The sequence below is a fragment of the Gordonia sp. NPDC058843 genome, assembly GCF_042743165.1.
GTDB lineage: Bacteria > Actinomycetota > Actinomycetes > Mycobacteriales > Mycobacteriaceae > Gordonia.
On sequence record NZ_JBHYNC010000001.1, the window covers coordinates 36,118 to 51,143 of the forward strand.

Annotated in this window: 14 protein-coding genes; 1 reads left to right on the forward strand and 13 read right to left on the reverse strand. The window is 68.7% G+C overall.

The features are described 5' to 3' along the window. Nucleotides 1-215 precede the first annotated feature (215 nt). On the forward strand, nucleotides 216-1,136 hold the full coding sequence (locus ACFW3F_RS00150; RefSeq protein ID WP_388053113.1) for a peptidylprolyl isomerase: 921 nt from the start codon (nucleotides 216-218) through the stop codon (nucleotides 1,134-1,136). 42 nt (nucleotides 1,137-1,178) lie between these two features. Here the strand turns inward: ACFW3F_RS00150 and ACFW3F_RS00155 are convergent, their stop codons facing one another. The 13 genes from ACFW3F_RS00155 to ACFW3F_RS00215 all read right to left on the reverse strand — a co-directional run bounded on the left by ACFW3F_RS00155 (nucleotide 1,179) and on the right by ACFW3F_RS00215 (nucleotide 14,898). Continuing rightward, nucleotides 1,179-3,569: a RelA/SpoT family protein gene (locus ACFW3F_RS00155; RefSeq protein ID WP_388053115.1), complete on the reverse strand. Its 2,391-nt coding sequence runs from the start codon at nucleotides 3,567-3,569 to the stop codon at nucleotides 1,179-1,181. Nucleotides 3,570-3,679: 110 nt separating this feature from the next. Next, the gene (locus ACFW3F_RS00160) at nucleotides 3,680-4,255 is read right to left on the reverse strand and encodes an adenine phosphoribosyltransferase (RefSeq protein ID WP_388053117.1); all 576 of its coding nucleotides are present in this window, start codon (nucleotides 4,253-4,255) and stop codon (nucleotides 3,680-3,682) included. 16 nt (nucleotides 4,256-4,271) lie between these two features. Beyond that, on the reverse strand, nucleotides 4,272-6,005 hold the full coding sequence (locus ACFW3F_RS00165) for an ABC transporter substrate-binding protein (RefSeq protein ID WP_388053119.1): 1,734 nt from the start codon (nucleotides 6,003-6,005) through the stop codon (nucleotides 4,272-4,274). A gap of 10 nt (nucleotides 6,006-6,015) precedes the next feature. Continuing rightward, entirely contained in the window at nucleotides 6,016-7,212 is a 1,197-nt protein-coding gene (secF, locus tag ACFW3F_RS00170; RefSeq protein ID WP_388053121.1) for a protein translocase subunit SecF, read from the reverse strand. Next, a complete protein-coding gene (gene secD, locus ACFW3F_RS00175) occupies nucleotides 7,209-8,834 on the reverse strand; it encodes a protein translocase subunit SecD (RefSeq protein WP_388053122.1) in 1,626 nt (541 codons plus the stop codon). The genes secF and secD overlap by 4 nt, the downstream gene beginning before the upstream one ends. 254 nt (nucleotides 8,835-9,088) lie before the next feature. Continuing rightward, a complete protein-coding gene (yajC, locus tag ACFW3F_RS00180) occupies nucleotides 9,089-9,472 on the reverse strand; it encodes a preprotein translocase subunit YajC (protein WP_388053124.1) in 384 nt (127 codons plus the stop codon). Between the two features lie 148 nt (nucleotides 9,473-9,620). Further along, nucleotides 9,621-10,709, reverse strand: coding sequence for a Holliday junction branch migration DNA helicase RuvB (ruvB, locus tag ACFW3F_RS00185; protein ID WP_388053126.1), 1,089 nt, complete (start codon nucleotides 10,707-10,709; stop codon nucleotides 9,621-9,623). Continuing rightward, nucleotides 10,710-11,303: a Holliday junction branch migration protein RuvA gene (gene ruvA / locus ACFW3F_RS00190; RefSeq protein WP_388053128.1), complete on the reverse strand. Its 594-nt coding sequence runs from the start codon at nucleotides 11,301-11,303 to the stop codon at nucleotides 10,710-10,712. It lies immediately after the preceding gene. Continuing rightward, nucleotides 11,300-11,869, reverse strand: a complete 570-nt coding sequence (gene ruvC / locus ACFW3F_RS00195) for a crossover junction endodeoxyribonuclease RuvC (protein WP_388053130.1) — start codon at nucleotides 11,867-11,869, stop codon at nucleotides 11,300-11,302. The genes ruvA and ruvC overlap by 4 nt, the downstream gene beginning before the upstream one ends. A gap of 108 nt (nucleotides 11,870-11,977) precedes the next feature. Then, nucleotides 11,978-12,733, reverse strand: coding sequence for a YebC/PmpR family DNA-binding transcriptional regulator (locus ACFW3F_RS00200; protein ID WP_388053131.1), 756 nt, complete (start codon nucleotides 12,731-12,733; stop codon nucleotides 11,978-11,980). 141 nt (nucleotides 12,734-12,874) lie between these two features. Further along, nucleotides 12,875-13,495, reverse strand: coding sequence for a pyridoxal 5'-phosphate synthase glutaminase subunit PdxT (gene pdxT / locus ACFW3F_RS00205; protein WP_388053133.1), 621 nt, complete (start codon nucleotides 13,493-13,495; stop codon nucleotides 12,875-12,877). Beyond that, on the reverse strand, nucleotides 13,492-14,346 hold the full coding sequence (locus ACFW3F_RS00210) for an acyl-CoA thioesterase (protein ID WP_388053135.1): 855 nt from the start codon (nucleotides 14,344-14,346) through the stop codon (nucleotides 13,492-13,494). Before ACFW3F_RS00210 ends, pdxT begins: the two co-directional genes overlap by 4 nt. Nucleotides 14,347-14,409: 63 nt before the next feature. Continuing rightward, nucleotides 14,410-14,898: a LuxR C-terminal-related transcriptional regulator gene (locus ACFW3F_RS00215; RefSeq protein ID WP_388053136.1), complete on the reverse strand. Its 489-nt coding sequence runs from the start codon at nucleotides 14,896-14,898 to the stop codon at nucleotides 14,410-14,412. Nucleotides 14,899-15,026 lie beyond the last annotated feature (128 nt).

The following is a 15,026-nucleotide window of genomic DNA, read 5'->3' on the forward strand; positions in this document are numbered from 1 at the left end:
CTCGCCACCCGCCGCACCCCGTTCTCAGGTACAACTGGCACACTTGCCCCCGAGTAAGTGACATCCACGACGATGTCGGCACAGTCATGCCGACAGACCGTCGGCACTTCGTGCGGTGCAGCAGATCGGCACTTCGTGCGGTGGTAGCAGATCGGCACTTCGTGCCGTGGTAGCAGATCGGCACTTCGTGCCGGGATTCAGGAGGATTCACCCGCGTGTCCAGCAATGAGGAGCGCCGCGAGGCGGCCAAGCGGAAGCTCGAAGAACGCCTCGAGACCGAGCGCCTCGCCCGGCGCAAGCGGAAGATCATCATCGCCTCCGTGTCGACCGCAGTCGTGGTGGCCGTGGTCGCGGGCGTGACCGCCGTCGTGGTGAAGAAGATCATGGACGACCGCGAGGCCGCCCGCTGGACGACCTGCGCCTACGAGGACTCCCCGAGTCGCTTCGACCAGCTGCCCGATCAGGTCCCCGACACCGTCCCGGCCGACCAGCGGCCCCAGTACCAGGCCGAGCTCGACGAGCTGAAGGCCGCCGCGAAGAACGAGCGGACCTCCCCCAAGCCCGACCAACGGGTCCTCAAGTCGGGCACCGAACAGGCCACCTTCGTCACCACCCAGGGCACCCTGCCGATCACCCTCGAACGCGACGGCGCACCCTGCAACACCGCGGCGGTGACCTCGCTGATCGAGAACAAGTTCTACGACGACTCGACGTGTCACCGCATGACCACAAGCGAGACGCTGAAGATCCTGCAGTGCGGCGACCCGACCGGCACCGGCATGAGCGGTCCCGGGTGGACGAGCCCCGACGAGCCGCCGACCGACCTGCAGCCGGCCGGACAGCCCGATCCACAGACCGGCTCGCAGCCCGTCACCTACCCGCGGGGGACGATCGCGATCGCCAACAGCAGCCAGGGCGGCCAGAACCCGAACACCGGCTCGAGCCAGCTCTTCATCGTGATCAACGACAGCCAGCTCGGCCCGGACTACTCGATCGTCGGCAAAGTCGACGAACCCGGTCTCGCCGTGCTCGACAAGGTCTACGCCGGTGGCATCAACCCGGGCCCGGTCGGCAGCCAGCCCGGTGACGGCGAGCCCAAGCTCCCCGTGACCATCGAGACGGCGACCATCGACTAGACACACCCGGTCGGGTGCCTGCCTGGTCCGGCAGGCGCCCGGTCAGGCTGCGGAGGTCACCCGGTAGACGTCGTACACGCCCTCGACGTTGCGCACGACATTGAGCACATGGCCGAGGTGCTTCGGGTCGCCCATCTCGAAGGTGAACTTGCTGATGGCCACCCGGTCGCGGCTCGTCGTGACCGACGCGGACAGGATGTTGACGCGTTCGTCGGCGAGCACCTTGGTCACGTCCGACAACAGGCGGTGACGGTCGAGGGCCTCCACCTGGATGGCCACCAGGAACACCGATTCCGGTGACGGGGCCCAGGACACGTCGAGGATGCGTTCCTCCTGCTGCCGCAACGATTCGGCGTTGGTGCAGTCGGTGCGGTGCACGCTGATGCCGCCGCCGCGGGTCACGAACCCCAGGATGTCGTCGCCGGGCACCGGGGTACAGCACTTGGCGAGCTTGATCACCACGTTGTCGATGCCGTCGACCATCACGCCGGCGTCGCCGCCCTGACGCGACCGGGTCGGCATCGTCGACGGCGTCGATCGCTCGGCGATCGCCTCCTCGGCGTCCTCGATCCCGCCCAGCGAGGCGACCAACCGGTTCACGACATGCCGTGCGGAGACGTGGTTCTCGCCGACCGCGGTGTACAGGGCGGTCACATCGAGGTAGCGCAGTTCGCGCGCTATCGCCGACATCGATTCGGCACTGAGAAGTCGCTGCAGCGGGAGCCCGCCGCGGCGGACCTCCTTGGCGATCGCGTCCTTACCGGCCTCGAGGGCCTCCTCGCGGCGCTCCTTGGCGAACCACTGCCGGATCTTGGCCTTGGCCCGGGGGGAGACCACGAAGGTCTGCCAGTCCTTCGACGGGCCCGCGGTGGGCGCCTTGGAGGTGAACACCTCCACCACCTCGCCGTTCTCGAGCGTGCGCTCGAGAGCAACAAGCCGGCCGTTGACGCGCGCGCCGATACAGCGGTGCCCGACCTCGGTGTGGACGGCATAGGCGAAGTCGACCGGCGTCGACCCGGCGGGCAGCGTGATGACGTCGCCCTTCGGGGTGAACACGAAGATCTCGCGCACGGCGAGGTCGTAGCGCAGCGACTCGAGGAACTCGCCGGGGTCGGCGGCCTCCCGCTGCCAGTCGAGCAGCTGCCGCATCCACGCCATGTCGTCGATCTCGGCGGTGTCGGACTTCCTGCCCGACTTGCGGTAGCCGTTCTCCTTGTAGCGCCAGTGGGCGGCGATCCCGAACTCGGCCGTCCGGTGCATCTCGTGCGTGCGGATCTGCACCTCGAGCGGCTTGCCCTCGGGTCCGATCACGGTGGTGTGCAGCGACATGTAGACACCGAAGCGCGGCTGGGCGATGTAGTCCTTGAAACGCCCCGCCATCGGCTGCCACAGCGAGTGCACGACGCCGACGGCGGCGTAGCAGTCGCGGTCCTCCTCGCAGAGGATGCGCATCCCGACCAGGTCGTGGATGTCGTCGAAGTCGCGACCCTTGACGATCATCTTCTGGTAGATCGACCAGTAGTGCTTGGGACGGCCTTCGACGGTGGCATTGATGCGCGCACCGGCCAGCGCGTTGTTGATGTCGGCACGCACCCGGGCGAGATAGGTGTCGCGGGACGGCGCGCGGTCGGCGACCAGCCGGACGATCTCCTCGTAACGCTTGGGGTGCAGGATCGCGAACGACAGGTCCTCGAGCTCCCATTTGACCGTCGCCATACCCAGCCGATGAGCCAGTGGCGCAATGACTTCCAGGGTCTCGCGCGCCTTTCGGGCCTGCTTCTCCGGCGGCAGGAAACGCATCGTGCGCATGTTGTGCAGCCGGTCGGCGACCTTGATGACCAGCACGCGTGGGTCGCGCGCCATCGCGATGATCATCTTGCGGATGGTCTCGGCCTCGGCGGCGCTGCCGAGCGCGACCTTGTCGAGTTTGGTCACACCGTCGACGAGGTGGGCAACCTCCGGACCGAAGTCGTTCTCCAGCGCCTGCAGGGAGTAGCCGGTGTCCTCGACCGTGTCGTGCAGCAGTGCCGCGATGAGGGTCGTGGTGTCCATACCCAGATCGGCGAGGATCGTGGCGACCGCCAGCGGATGCGTGATGTAGGGATCGCCGGACTTGCGCTTCTGGCCGCTGTGGCGTTCGTCGGCGACGTCGTACGCCCGCTGCAGCAGGGCGACGTCGGCCTTCGGGTAGATCTCGCGGTGCAGGGTGACCAGGGGTTCCAGGACGGGCCGGACCTGACTGCGTGTCGCCGTCATCCGTCGCGCGAGCCGGGCACGGACCCGGCGCGACGCCGACGCCGACGCACCCGGCTGGATCGAACCCGCTGCGGTTGACCCGCTCGGCCGGTCGGCGGTCTCGGCCGAAGCCCCGCCGGTCTCCGGGGTACCCGCGGGGGTCACACCGCGCTGCGCCGTGTCGGATTCATCGGGCATCAGCGGTCCTCCTCACGGTTTGTCGACTCGGCAGGGGTGAGCCCGTCCGGTTCGCCCGGGCGGGCTCAGCCGATTCTAGTCGCGGCCCGGCCGTCATCGTGTCGACGCCGTCAGTCCAGCGCAACCGCATGGACGGGAACGTCGGGCCCGAGGCCGCGTGCGATCGTGTCGCGGCCGCCGAGGCCTGCGAGCTCCATGATCACCGCCACCCCGACGACATGCGCACCCGCCCGATGCAGCAGCTCGGCCGCGGCGACCGCCGTCCCGCCGGTCGCGAGGACGTCGTCGACGAGCAGCACGCGGCGGCCGGACAGGTTGAGGCCGTCCGCCGGGATCTCGAGTGTCGCCTGCCCGTATTCGAGGCTGTAATCGATCGCGAGGACCGGCGGGGGCAGCTTGCCGCCCTTGCGTACCGCGAGCACCCCGACCTCGAGCTCGCGCGCGACCGCACCACCGAGCAGGAATCCGCGCGCGTCGATACCCGCCACGAGATCGATCGCCGAGCAGCCATGGGTGAGCGCGGTGACGATCGTCGACAACCCCTCCGGGTCGGCCAGTACCGGCGTCAGATCCTTGAAAGCGATTCCGGGAGCGGGGAAATCGTCGACGAGACGAGCGTGTTCGGTGATCGCCGCCCGCGCTCGCATCACCGCCTCCGCCGTACGGTCGGGCACGACACCACCCATCGGTTCACTCCCCTGCTCAGCCACGGATCGTCCACCGATCCATGTTCCATCCGGTGCCGTCGCGGCCCATGCCGGCCACCACGTTGCCCACCCGATCCTTCCACTGCCGCACCCGCGGTGCCGCGAAGAGGGGTACCGACGGCATCGTCGACCAGGTCGCGTTCTCGATGGAGCGGGCCAGACGCAGGCGATCGGGCGCCGAGACGGTCGTCGCGAGCTGGTCCACTCCCCGGCTCACCATCGGCTCGCGGATGCCGGAGAGATTCAGCGGGTCGCCACCGCGCAATGCGTAGGCGTCCCGGCTGGGGTCGGCGGCGCCGGCCGCTGCGAACGAGGCGCCGCCGGCGACGATCAGCACGTCGGCGTCGCGCCCGAGCGAGTCGGGTCGTAGGTCCGGGGAGGACACGTCCTCGACGACGAGCCCGGCGGCGCGACACGATGCCGCGATCGCCGCGGTCATCTGCTGCCATCGCGGTGTCGGCGCCAGGTAACCGATGCGCACCGTCCGCGGCCGCAGCGCGACCCCCGACCCGGTCGTCTCACCGCCGGTCGCAGCGTCGCCGGCGCCCTGCCCCGTGGCCGCCCGGACGAGTTCCCGCGCGCGTTCGATGTCGGGCCGCTGGTAGGCCTGGCCGAATTCCGTGTTCATCTGTCCGGCGAGATTGTCCGCGGGTGAGAGAACCCGGAGATTCCAGACCTGCGCGCCGGCTCCGAAGTCGCGCGCGAGGTCGGCGCGCGGGACACACGACGCGAACGCGCGGCGCATCCGCACATCGCCGAAGACGCCGCGACCGGCCAGGACGAGTTCTTCGACGCCGAGTGCCCGTGCCGGCGAGGCCGGACCGGCCGCACCCGCCGAACCGGCGACGTCGCCGTCGACGAGTCCCGCCGTCACGTCGACCACGTCGAACCGGCCGTCCGGGAGTCGGCGGGTCGCGTCGGTGCCCCGCCCCCAGACGACGATGCGCGAGGTCTCGGGCTTGTCGCCCCACCACTCGTCGTTGGGCACCAGCACGAGTCCGCCCGAGCGTGAATACCGGTCGATGCGATAGGGACCCGACGCCGGGTAGTGCGCGTGATCGACGGGGCCGAACGCCAGATCGAAACCGGTGTTCCACGCGTCCGCGATGCGTCCGACGGCGGCCCGGTCCATTGCTCGGATCGGGTCGATGACGTCCGACAGTCCCGCCACGCGGGCCACGACATGGGCCGGCATCATCGCGCCGGCACCGAAGAGCGAGAGCCAGTTCCGGTACTCGCGCCCGGGCGCGAAGGTCACCGTCGCGCTCTTGTCGCCGGCCGCACAGTCCACCGAGTCGATGTCGCGATAACCCGCGGTGGTCGCCGGGGTGAAACCGGGCAGCCGTCCACTCATCGCCGCCCACGCCAGGAGGAGATCGTCACAGTCGAGGGCCACCCCGTCGGAGAAGGTCGCCTCGGGGTGGAACTCGTACCGGAGGGTCGGCACCCGGCCGGGCACCTGGGTGACCGTACCGACGTCGCGATCCGGGATGACCTGGCCTGCCGGACCCAGCAGACTGAACCCGGGCAGCAGTCGGGTGGTCGCCATGAGCACGCCATCGGCGTTGCCGCCCACCGTGTTCGCGTTGTAGGTCGAGATCCGCGCGTCGACCACGTAGTCGATGGTCGGCGGACCGTCGTCACCGCACGCCGTCAGCAGCCCGGCGACCGTGACGAGCCCGACGAGGAGGCTCAGGATCTTGACGGACTCCCGGCGCCGAACGATCACGTCCCAGAGACTAGCGGTTGCGGCGACGTTTGCCGGTCGGGACCGCGCGGTCCGCGTCGTCGGTCTCGACCGTCTCGCTCCGACGGCGTGTGCGAACCGGCCGTGCATCGGCAACCGGCACCCCGGCCTCGACGGCGGCGCGACGCTTGAGCACCTTGTCGGTGTGCCGGGCGATGTCGGGACGACGTTCCTTCAGGGTCACCAGCAGGGGTGTGGCGAGGAAGACCGATGAGAACGTGCCCACGATGACACCGACGAGCTGGATCAGACCCAGATCCTTGAGCGTGCCGACGCCGAGTAGCCAGACCGCGATGATCATCAGCGCGATGATGGGCAGCACGGAGATGACAGTGGTGTTGATCGAGCGCATCAGGGTCTGGTTGACGCCCAGGTTCGCCTGTTCGGCATAGGTGCGGCGCGTGGTCTGCAGGACCGAGCGGGTGTTCTCGGCGACCTTGTCGAACACGACCACCGTGTCGTAGATCGAGAAACCGAGGATCGTGAGCAGGCCGATGACGGTCGCCGGGGTGACCTCCCAGCCGACCAACGAGTAGATCCCGGCCGTGCAAATCAGATCGAAGAACAGCGAACCCATCGCTGCGATGGACATCTCCCGGTCGAATCGCACCGCGATGTAGACGAAGACGATGACCAAGAACACCGCCAGCGCGATGAGCATCTTCTCGGTGATCTCGCTGCCCCACGTCGAGCTCACATCCGAGATGCTCACCTCGGCGGGCGCGAGTTCGGGTCCGAACTGTTCCGACAGCGCGCGTGCCACCGACTCCGCCTCGGCGAGGTCGAGTGTCTCTGTGCGCACCTGGATCGTCTGACTACCGCCGGCACCGGCCGTCTGCACCGATTCCGGAGCCTCACCGAGGGTGGCGGTGACGACCTCTTCGACCGACTCCGCGGTGATCTCCGAGGAGACCACCGGCACCGACATCTGGGTGCCGCCCTCGAAGTCGATGCCGAGCGTGAACCCACGGATACCGATGGACGCCAGGCAGATCAGCAGGATCGCCGCGGTCACGCCGTACCACATCCGGCGTTTCCCGATGATCTCGAAGGCGCCGGTACCGGTGTAGAGCCGGGAGAGGAACGACCGGCTCCGGTCGGAGACGAAGTCTGCGTCGGTACCGGGCTGGGTCTGGTCTGTGTCGAGGACCGCCGAGTCGCCGACTGCCTTGTTGTCCGGCCCGGTCATCGCACCGTCCCCTTCTCCCGAGTCGCGTCAGTGGTGTCGTCGGCGTCCGTGGACCCGAGGGGCGCGCCCGTGTTCGACGCCTCCGCCTGCCTGCGTGCGGCGACGCGCCTCTCGTGGGCGACCTCGCTGATGGCCCCGAGTCCGTTGACGCTCGGTTTCGACAGGAACGTCGAGCGGCTGGCGTAGACCACCAGCGGATGGGTCACCAGGAACACGACCATGACGTCGAGAATCGTGGTGAGACCCAGCGTGAAGGCGAACCCGCGGACCTCACCGATGGCCAGGATGTAGATGACCGCGGCGGCGATGAAGCTCACCGCGTTGCCCGACCAGATGGTCCGGCGCGCACTGGCCCAACCCCGCGGTACCGCGGAGCGGAAGCTGCGGCCCTCGCGCATCTCGTCCTTTATTCGTTCGAAGTAGACGACGAACGAGTCGGCGGTCATGCCGATACCGATGATCAGACCTGCGATGCCGGCCAGGTCGAGCGTGAACCCGATCCAGCGCCCCAGCAGGACGATGATCCCGTAGACCATCGCCCCGGCGAGAACCAGCGACAGCACCGTCAGGATGCCGAGCATGCGGTAGTAGGCGAGGGCGTAGATGAACACCGCGATCAGACCGACCAGTCCGGCGATCAGGCCGGCCTTCAACGAGGCGAGACCCAGTGTCGCCGAGATCGTCTCGGCGTCCGAGGCGGTGAACGACAGCGGCAGCGAACCGTACTTCAGCACGTTCGCGAGTTCGTTCGACGACGACTCGGTGAACGGGCTGGCACTGCCGCCGCTGATCCGTGTCTGGCCACCCGGGATGGGCTCGTTGATGGCCGGGGCGGAGACGACACGAGAGTCGAGGGTGAATGCGGTCTGCGTCCGGTTGGGCGCCTGCTCGGCGGTGTACCGAGGCCAGAAGTTGGCGGCCTCGCCCTCGAACTCGAGGGTCACCACCCACTCGCCCGTCTGCGGATCGGTGCCCGCGTTCGCGTTCTTGATGTCACGCCCGTCGATGATCTCCGGACCGAGGAGGTAGACCTCCGAGCCGTCGGTCGAGCAGGCCACCAGGTACTGGTCGGGGCGATCGTTGCCCAGCAGCGGATCGTTGGCCGTCGGCGAGCAGTCCATCTTCGCCATCTGCTGCTGCAGGGCCTCGAGTTGCTGTGGGCTCGCGTCCGCCGGGGCCTGGCGCAGTGTGCGCTGCTCGTCGATCGCCGCCGCCGCTGCCTCGGTGGGCAGCGCGTCGTTCTGATCGTCGGCGTCCTCGGGCTTGGGTGGTTGCGGGGTCGCCATCGCCGGTTGCCCGACCACCGGCCGTACGTAGAGGCGCGCGGTCTGGCCCAGGGAGCGCGCTTGCGCTCCGTCCTGACCCGGGACCGTGATGATCAGGTTGTCGCCGCTGACAACGACCTCGGAACCGGAGACACCGAGCCCGTTCACACGCTGCTCGATGATCTGCTTGGCCTGGTCGAGCTGCTCCCGGGTCGCCGCCTTGCCGTCCTCGGTCCGCGCGGTCAGGGTGACGCGCGTGCCACCCTGCAGATCGATGCCGAGCTTGGGTTCGAGGGTCTGGGGCCCGGTGAAGAAGACCAGCCCGTAGACGACCGCGAGCAGGCCGATGAAGGCCACGAGCGGACGCCACGGCGGGATCTCTCGAGCCGGTCGCGACCGCTTCCCTGCAGTCCGGCCCTTCCCCGAAGTCCGAGAGGGAGTTGTCACAGCTGTTCAGGTCTCCTTGAGAGCGTCAACCGGCCGACAGGCATCTCGACCGGGCACGTACCACCATCGGCTCCGCGGCCGGGACACGCCGGAGACGCGTCGGAGGCGGCCGTGCGGACAGGTGGGCGCGCCGCGTCGTGAGCCGACGCGGCGCGGGATACGGATTACTTGTCGGTGTCGCGCGCGTCGTCGGTGGCCGGCTTGTCCAGGCTGACCGAGTCGACGTCGTCGTAGTCGTCGGACACGATCTCCGGCGCGACATGACCCGCGTAGGTGGCAGCGGCCTCGTCCGTCGGGACGACGCGCATGACGGCCAGTCGGTTCCAGCGGGTGACGACGCCGGTCGCGATCTCGACGTCGACGACGTCGGGCGAGGTCGCGTCGATCACGGTGCCGAAGAGACCGGACGTCAGCTGGACGCGGGTACCGGTGGACACCGAGTTCTGCATCTCCTGCATCTCGGCCACGCGCTTCTTCTGCTTCCGCATCGACAGGAACATGAAGCCGGCCAGCAGGGCGAGCAGGAGCGGGAAGAGCAGAGCATCCATGAGTGCGAGTCAGTCCTTTGGGTATCGGGATGTACGGCGTGAACGAGCGGCCTGTCCGGACGGATCCGGGCAGACATCAGCTCAGCTGTGCTCCACACAGTGTGCCACGTCTTGCGCAGAGGTCATCCCCGCAGGTGGTCCGGTGTGGTCAGAGGTCGTCGAACAGGGTCTCCGCGGCGATGTCGCGGGGTCGGACGCCGAAGGTGGCGTTCATCGCGCCCGCGGGCGGTGTGAGTCCGAGGTGATGCCAGGCGGCGGCGGTTGCCACCCGACCGCGGGGGGTCCGGGCGATCATGCCCGCACGCACCAGGAACGGTTCGCAGACCTCCTCGACGGTGGCCGGCTCCTCGCCGACGGCCACGGCCAGCGTCGACACCCCGACCGGTCCGCCCCCGAAGGCACGGATCAGGGCGTCGAGCACGGCGCGGTCCAGGCGGTCGAACCCGAGTTCGTCGACGTCGTAGACGGCGAGCGCGGCCCGTGCGACGTTCACGGTGATCGAGCCGTCCCCGCGGACCTCGGCGTAGTCGCGCACGCGGCGCAGCAGCCGATTGGCGATACGGGGCGTTCCCCGGGAGCGCCGGGCGATCTCCCCGGACGCGTCCCCGCGCAGTTCCATGCCGAGGATGCCCGCCGACCGGTGCAGCACCCGGACCAGTTCCTCCGGTTCGTAGAACTCCATGTGCGCGGTGAAACCGAACCGGTCGCGCAGGGGGCCGGTCAGCGAACCCGACCGGGTAGTCGCACCGACCAGTGTGAACGGGGCGACGTCCAACGGGATGGAGGTCGCGCCGGGACCCTTTCCGACCACGACGTCGACCCGAAAATCCTCCATCGCGAGGTACAGCATCTCCTCGGCCGGCCGTGCGATGCGATGGATCTCGTCGATGAACAGCACATCGCCCTCGACGAGATTCGACAGCATGGCGGCGAGGTCGCCGGCGCGCTCGAGTGCCGGTCCCGAGGTCACGCGGATGGCGGCACCCATCTCGGACGCGATGATCATGGCCAGCGACGTCTTGCCGAGACCGGGCGGACCCGACAGCAGGATGTGGTCGGGCGTGCCGCCGCGCCCCTTCGCCCCGTGCAGGACCAATTCGAGCTGCTCGCACACGCGCGGCTGCCCGATGAAGTCCGCGAGCGAGCGCGGCCGGAGTCCGGCGTCGAGGTCGCCGTCGGAGCGCACCGGCATCGCACTGACCTCGCGATCCTCGGTGTCTTCCGGGTCGTCGGTCATCTAGGACGCCTTCCCCAGCAACGACAACGAGTGCCGCAGCGCGGCGGATGCATCCGCGTCGGGATACTCGGCCAGTACCGCGGTGACCGCCTTCTCGGCGGGACCCGCGGTGAACCCGAGCCCGACGAGTGCCTCGGCGACCTGCTCGCGGATGCCGCCGACGACGGTGACACCGCTCGACGGTTCGCCGGTGGGCCGATCCACCTTGTCCCGCAGTTCGACGCAGAGCCGTTCGGCCACCCGCTTGCCGATGCCGGGCACCGTGGTCAGGGCCTTGGTGTCGGATTCGGCGAGCGCGCGTCGCAGCGCATCCGGCTCGAGGACCGCGAGGGTGGCCATCGCCAGTCGCGGGCCGACGCCGGTCACCGTCTGCAGGAGCGCGAAGAGCGAACGCGCGTCGGGTTCGGTGAAGCCGTAGAGCGTCATCGAGTCCTCGCGGACGATCATCGAGGTCAACAGCGTCGCCTCGTCGCCCCGACGGAGGCGGGACAACGTCGCGGGGGTGGCCAGCACGCGGTAACCCACTCCCCCGCAATCGATCACGGCATGGTCGAGAGCGATCTCGAGTACCGGTCCGCGGACTGACGCGATCATGCGCGACTCCCCTCTCGTGCCTTGGCCACGCGCGCACGATGACGGGCCGCGGCGGCATCGGCCTGTTTCTGCGCGGCGGCCATCCGCTCCATCATCGGTCCGCGCCAGCAGTGACAGATCGCGAGCGCCAGTGCGTCCGCGGCGTCGGCGGGACGCGGTTTGGTCTGCATGCCGAGAATCCGGGTGACCATTGCGGTGACCTGCGCTTTGTCGGCCCGTCCGCTGCCGGTCACGGCTGCCTTCACCTCCGACGGGGTGTGGAAGCGCACCGGCACGTCGCGTTGGGACGCGGCGAGCGCGATGACGCCGCCGGCCTGCGCGGTCCCCATCGCGGTGGACACCTGGTTCTGCGCGAAGACCCGCTCGATGGCCACCACGTCGGGCTGGTGGACATCGAGCCAGTGGCAGGCCGAGGTGTAGATGGCGAGTAGTCGCTCGGCGAGTTCCATGTCGCTCGGGGTGCGCACCACGTCGACGTCGAGTGCAGTCACCGATCGCCCCCGGCCCGACTCGACCAGCGCGATACCGCACCGGGTCAGACCCGGATCGACGCCCATGACGCGCACTCGTACCCTCCCAGGCATCTGTGAACAGCTACGAACAACTGTTCGAGATCCTATCGGGACGGGCGGACAACACCGGTGAGCAACACACCGGGGCCATGGTGGGCTGATTCAGTCGTTCTCGAGTTCGGCGAGGACCTCGTCACTGATGTCGACATTGCTGTACACGTTCTGGACGTCGTCGGAGTCCTCGAGTGCGTCGATCAGCTTGAACACCTTGCGGGCACCGTCGGCATCCACCGCCACCTCGACCGACGCCCGGAAGCTCGCCTCGGCGGAGTCGTAGTCGATGCCGGCCTCCTGCAGGGCGCTGCGGACGGCGATCAGATCGCTCGGCTCGCTGACGATCTCGAAGGACTCGCCGAGATCGGTGACCTCTTCGGCGCCGGCATCGAGGACCGCCATCAGGACGTCGTCCTCGGTCTGCCCGTTCTTCTCCAGCGTCACCACGCCCTTGCGGGTGAACAGATAGGACACCGAGCCCGGGTCGGCCATGTTGCCGCCGTTACGCGTCATCGCGGTCCGCACCTCGCCCGCGGCGCGGTTGCGGTTGTCGGTGAGGCACTCGATGAGAACGGCGACACCGTTGGGTCCGTAGCCCTCGTACATGATGGTCTGCCAGTCCGCGCCGCCGGCCTCTTCGCCACCGCCACGCTTGCGCGCGCGCTCGATGTTGTCGTTGGGGACCGAGGTCTTCTTCGCCTTCTGGATGGCGTCGAACAGCGTGGGGTTACCCGCCGGGTCGCCGCCGCCGGTCCGTGCCGCCACCTCGATGTTCTTGATCAGCTTGGCGAACATCTTGCCGCGCTTGGCGTCGATGGCCGCCTTCTTGTGCTTGGTGGTGGCCCATTTGGAGTGGCCGCTCATGTCCGTCGATTCCTTTCCCGGCGCCGGCACGTACGGCGGGCACAGGCCCGCATCCGGCGCACTCCTGCCTCTACTCGGTCGCCCTGTTGGTTGTACCCGGCGCGTGCCGGGCTCGTGGTCTACCGCTGGTTCGGCACGATCTTACCGACGCACCATCTCCACGAAGTATTCATGTACACGCCGGTCGCCGGTCACCTCCGGGTGGAACGACGTCGCGAGCACGCTCCCCTGGCGGACGGCGACGATCCGACCGGCCGCGGGGCCGTCGGGAACACGCGCCAGCACCTCGACCTCGGGGGCGATCGTCTCGACCCACGGCGCCCGGATGAACACCGCGCGCATCGGCGCGGCGCCGTCGGTGTCGGTGATCCCGGTGAACTCCAGGTCGGTCTCGAAACTCTCCACCTGACGGCCGAATGCGTTGCGCCGCACCGTCACATCAAGGGCATCGAGATGACGCGCGTCGGGCCGGGTATCGAGGATCGTGGACGCGAGCATGATCATGCCCGCACACGAACCGTAGGCCGGCAGGCCGTCGGACAGCTTCGCAGCCAGCGGGTCGAACAGATCGAAGATGCCCAGCAGTTTGCTCATCGTCGTCGATTCACCGCCGGGGATGACGATGCCGTCGATCTCGTCGAGTTCGGCCGGACGTCGGACGGCCACGGCGTCGGCACCGGCCGCCTCGAGCGCGAAGACGTGTTCGCGGACGTCGCCCTGTAGTGCCAGTACCCCGATGCGTGGTCGGCTCGTCGGACTCACCGATCGGTCCGGGCGTGCTGGTCGGCCGGCATCCGGCGACCGGTGCGGGCGAGCCCCTCCTGGGTGACCGCCGCGACCAGCCGACCCCGGATGTCGAAGATCCGCCCTTGGGTCAGGGCCCGGCCGGCGCCCGCCGAGGGTGAGGTCTGGTCGTAGAGCAGCCAGTCGTCGGCGCGGAAGGGACGCATGAACCACATCGCGTGGTCGAGAGAGGCGACCTGCGGGTTGGACTCGGGGTGGGGTACGCGGGACGAGCCGAGCAGGGTCATGTCGCTCATGTAGGCGAGGGTGCCGACGTGGAAGACGGTGTCATCGGGCAGACGATGACGATAACGGAACCAGACCCGTTGCTGCGCAGCGAAATACGACGAGGTCACCATCAGCTCCGGCGGGACGATGCGCAGATCGAAGTTGCGCCACTCCTTGAAGACCGCCCGTTCCTCCTCGCCGAGCTCGTCGAGGCGGTCGGTGAGTTCGTCGGGCTGCGGCGCCGGGGGCATCCGGTCCTGGTGCTCGTAGCCCTCGTCGGTGCGGACGTGGAACGAGGCGGACATGGTGAAGATCGCCTCACCGTTCTGGACGCCGGTCACGCGCCGGGTGACGAACGACCGCCCGTCCCGGATCCGGTCGACGAGGAACACCGCCGGTCGGTCCGGGTCACCGGGGCGGAGGAAGTAGCCGTGCAGTGAGTGGACGTCGAATTCATCGGACACCGTGCGGGTCGCCGACATCAGCGACTGTCCGGCGACCTGTCCGCCGAAGGTCCGCTGGAGGTGGCTCGGGAACGCACCGCCGCGGTAGATGTCGGTCTCGATCTGTTCGACCTGGAGTATGTCCTCGATGGCTGCCACGCAGACCAGTATCGCGCACCGCGCCGGTGGGCACTCCCCTGCCCGCCGAAGCGCAGCCGGCGATCACAGCTCGTCGAGCGTCATGATCCCGTCCTGGATGGCGCGGGCGACCAGCGACGCCTTGGTCGGGGCCGGACGGCCGATCTCCGCGTACTTGGCGCGGATGCGCGTGAGATGCGTGTTGACGGTGCCGAGCGAGATGTAGAGCTCCTGCGCCACAGCAGGTTTGGAGTCGACGAGCATCCAGGTGCGCAGGACCTCGACCTCACGCGAGGTGAGGTTGGGCTTGGCGCGGTCGATCGAGACCTCCACGGCCTCGGGGATGTCGGCGACGGGGGCACCGACCGTGCGGTGCAGGTGGGGATGCCCCGGACGATGCCCCAGGCCGAGCGGCTGACCCGCGCGGGGCGTCTGGATCTGGTGGCCGGGCAACGGCATCCGGCGGGCCGCGAGACGCGCCAGGGCTTCCTTGCGGCGGGCGATGGCCTCCGCATCGCGACGAGCGCTGACCGAACGGAGGTGCTGGGGGGCCTGATGGGCGATGGCAGTCATGATTGCTTCCTCTTCACTCATTCTCTTCCGGTGGTCACCCGGGTTCTCCCGGCGATGAGATGAAGATTATGAGCTTTCGCCCGGGTGGTCGATGGGGAGAACTCCCCTACCCGTGGGGAGAACTACCC

Coding starts and splice junctions, on each gene's coding strand:
- ACFW3F_RS00155 (WP_388053115.1), bottom strand. CDS start 3,569: ATGCCCGATGAATCCGACACGGCGCAGCGCGGTGTGACCCCCGCGGGT.
- ACFW3F_RS00160 (WP_388053117.1), bottom strand. CDS start 4,255: ATGGGTGGTGTCGTGCCCGACCGTACGGCGGAGGCGGTGATGCGAGCG.
- secF (WP_388053121.1), bottom strand. CDS start 7,212: ATGACCGGGCCGGACAACAAGGCAGTCGGCGACTCGGCGGTCCTCGAC.
- yajC (WP_388053124.1), bottom strand. CDS start 9,472: ATGGATGCTCTGCTCTTCCCGCTCCTGCTCGCCCTGCTGGCCGGCTTC.
- ruvB (WP_388053126.1), bottom strand. CDS start 10,709: ATGACCGACGACCCGGAAGACACCGAGGATCGCGAGGTCAGTGCGATG.
- ruvA (WP_388053128.1), bottom strand. CDS start 11,303: ATGATCGCGTCAGTCCGCGGACCGGTACTCGAGATCGCTCTCGACCAT.
- ACFW3F_RS00200 (WP_388053131.1), bottom strand. CDS start 12,733: ATGAGCGGCCACTCCAAATGGGCCACCACCAAGCACAAGAAGGCGGCC.
- ACFW3F_RS00215 (WP_388053136.1), bottom strand. CDS start 14,898: ATGACTGCCATCGCCCATCAGGCCCCCCAGCACCTCCGTTCGGTCAGC.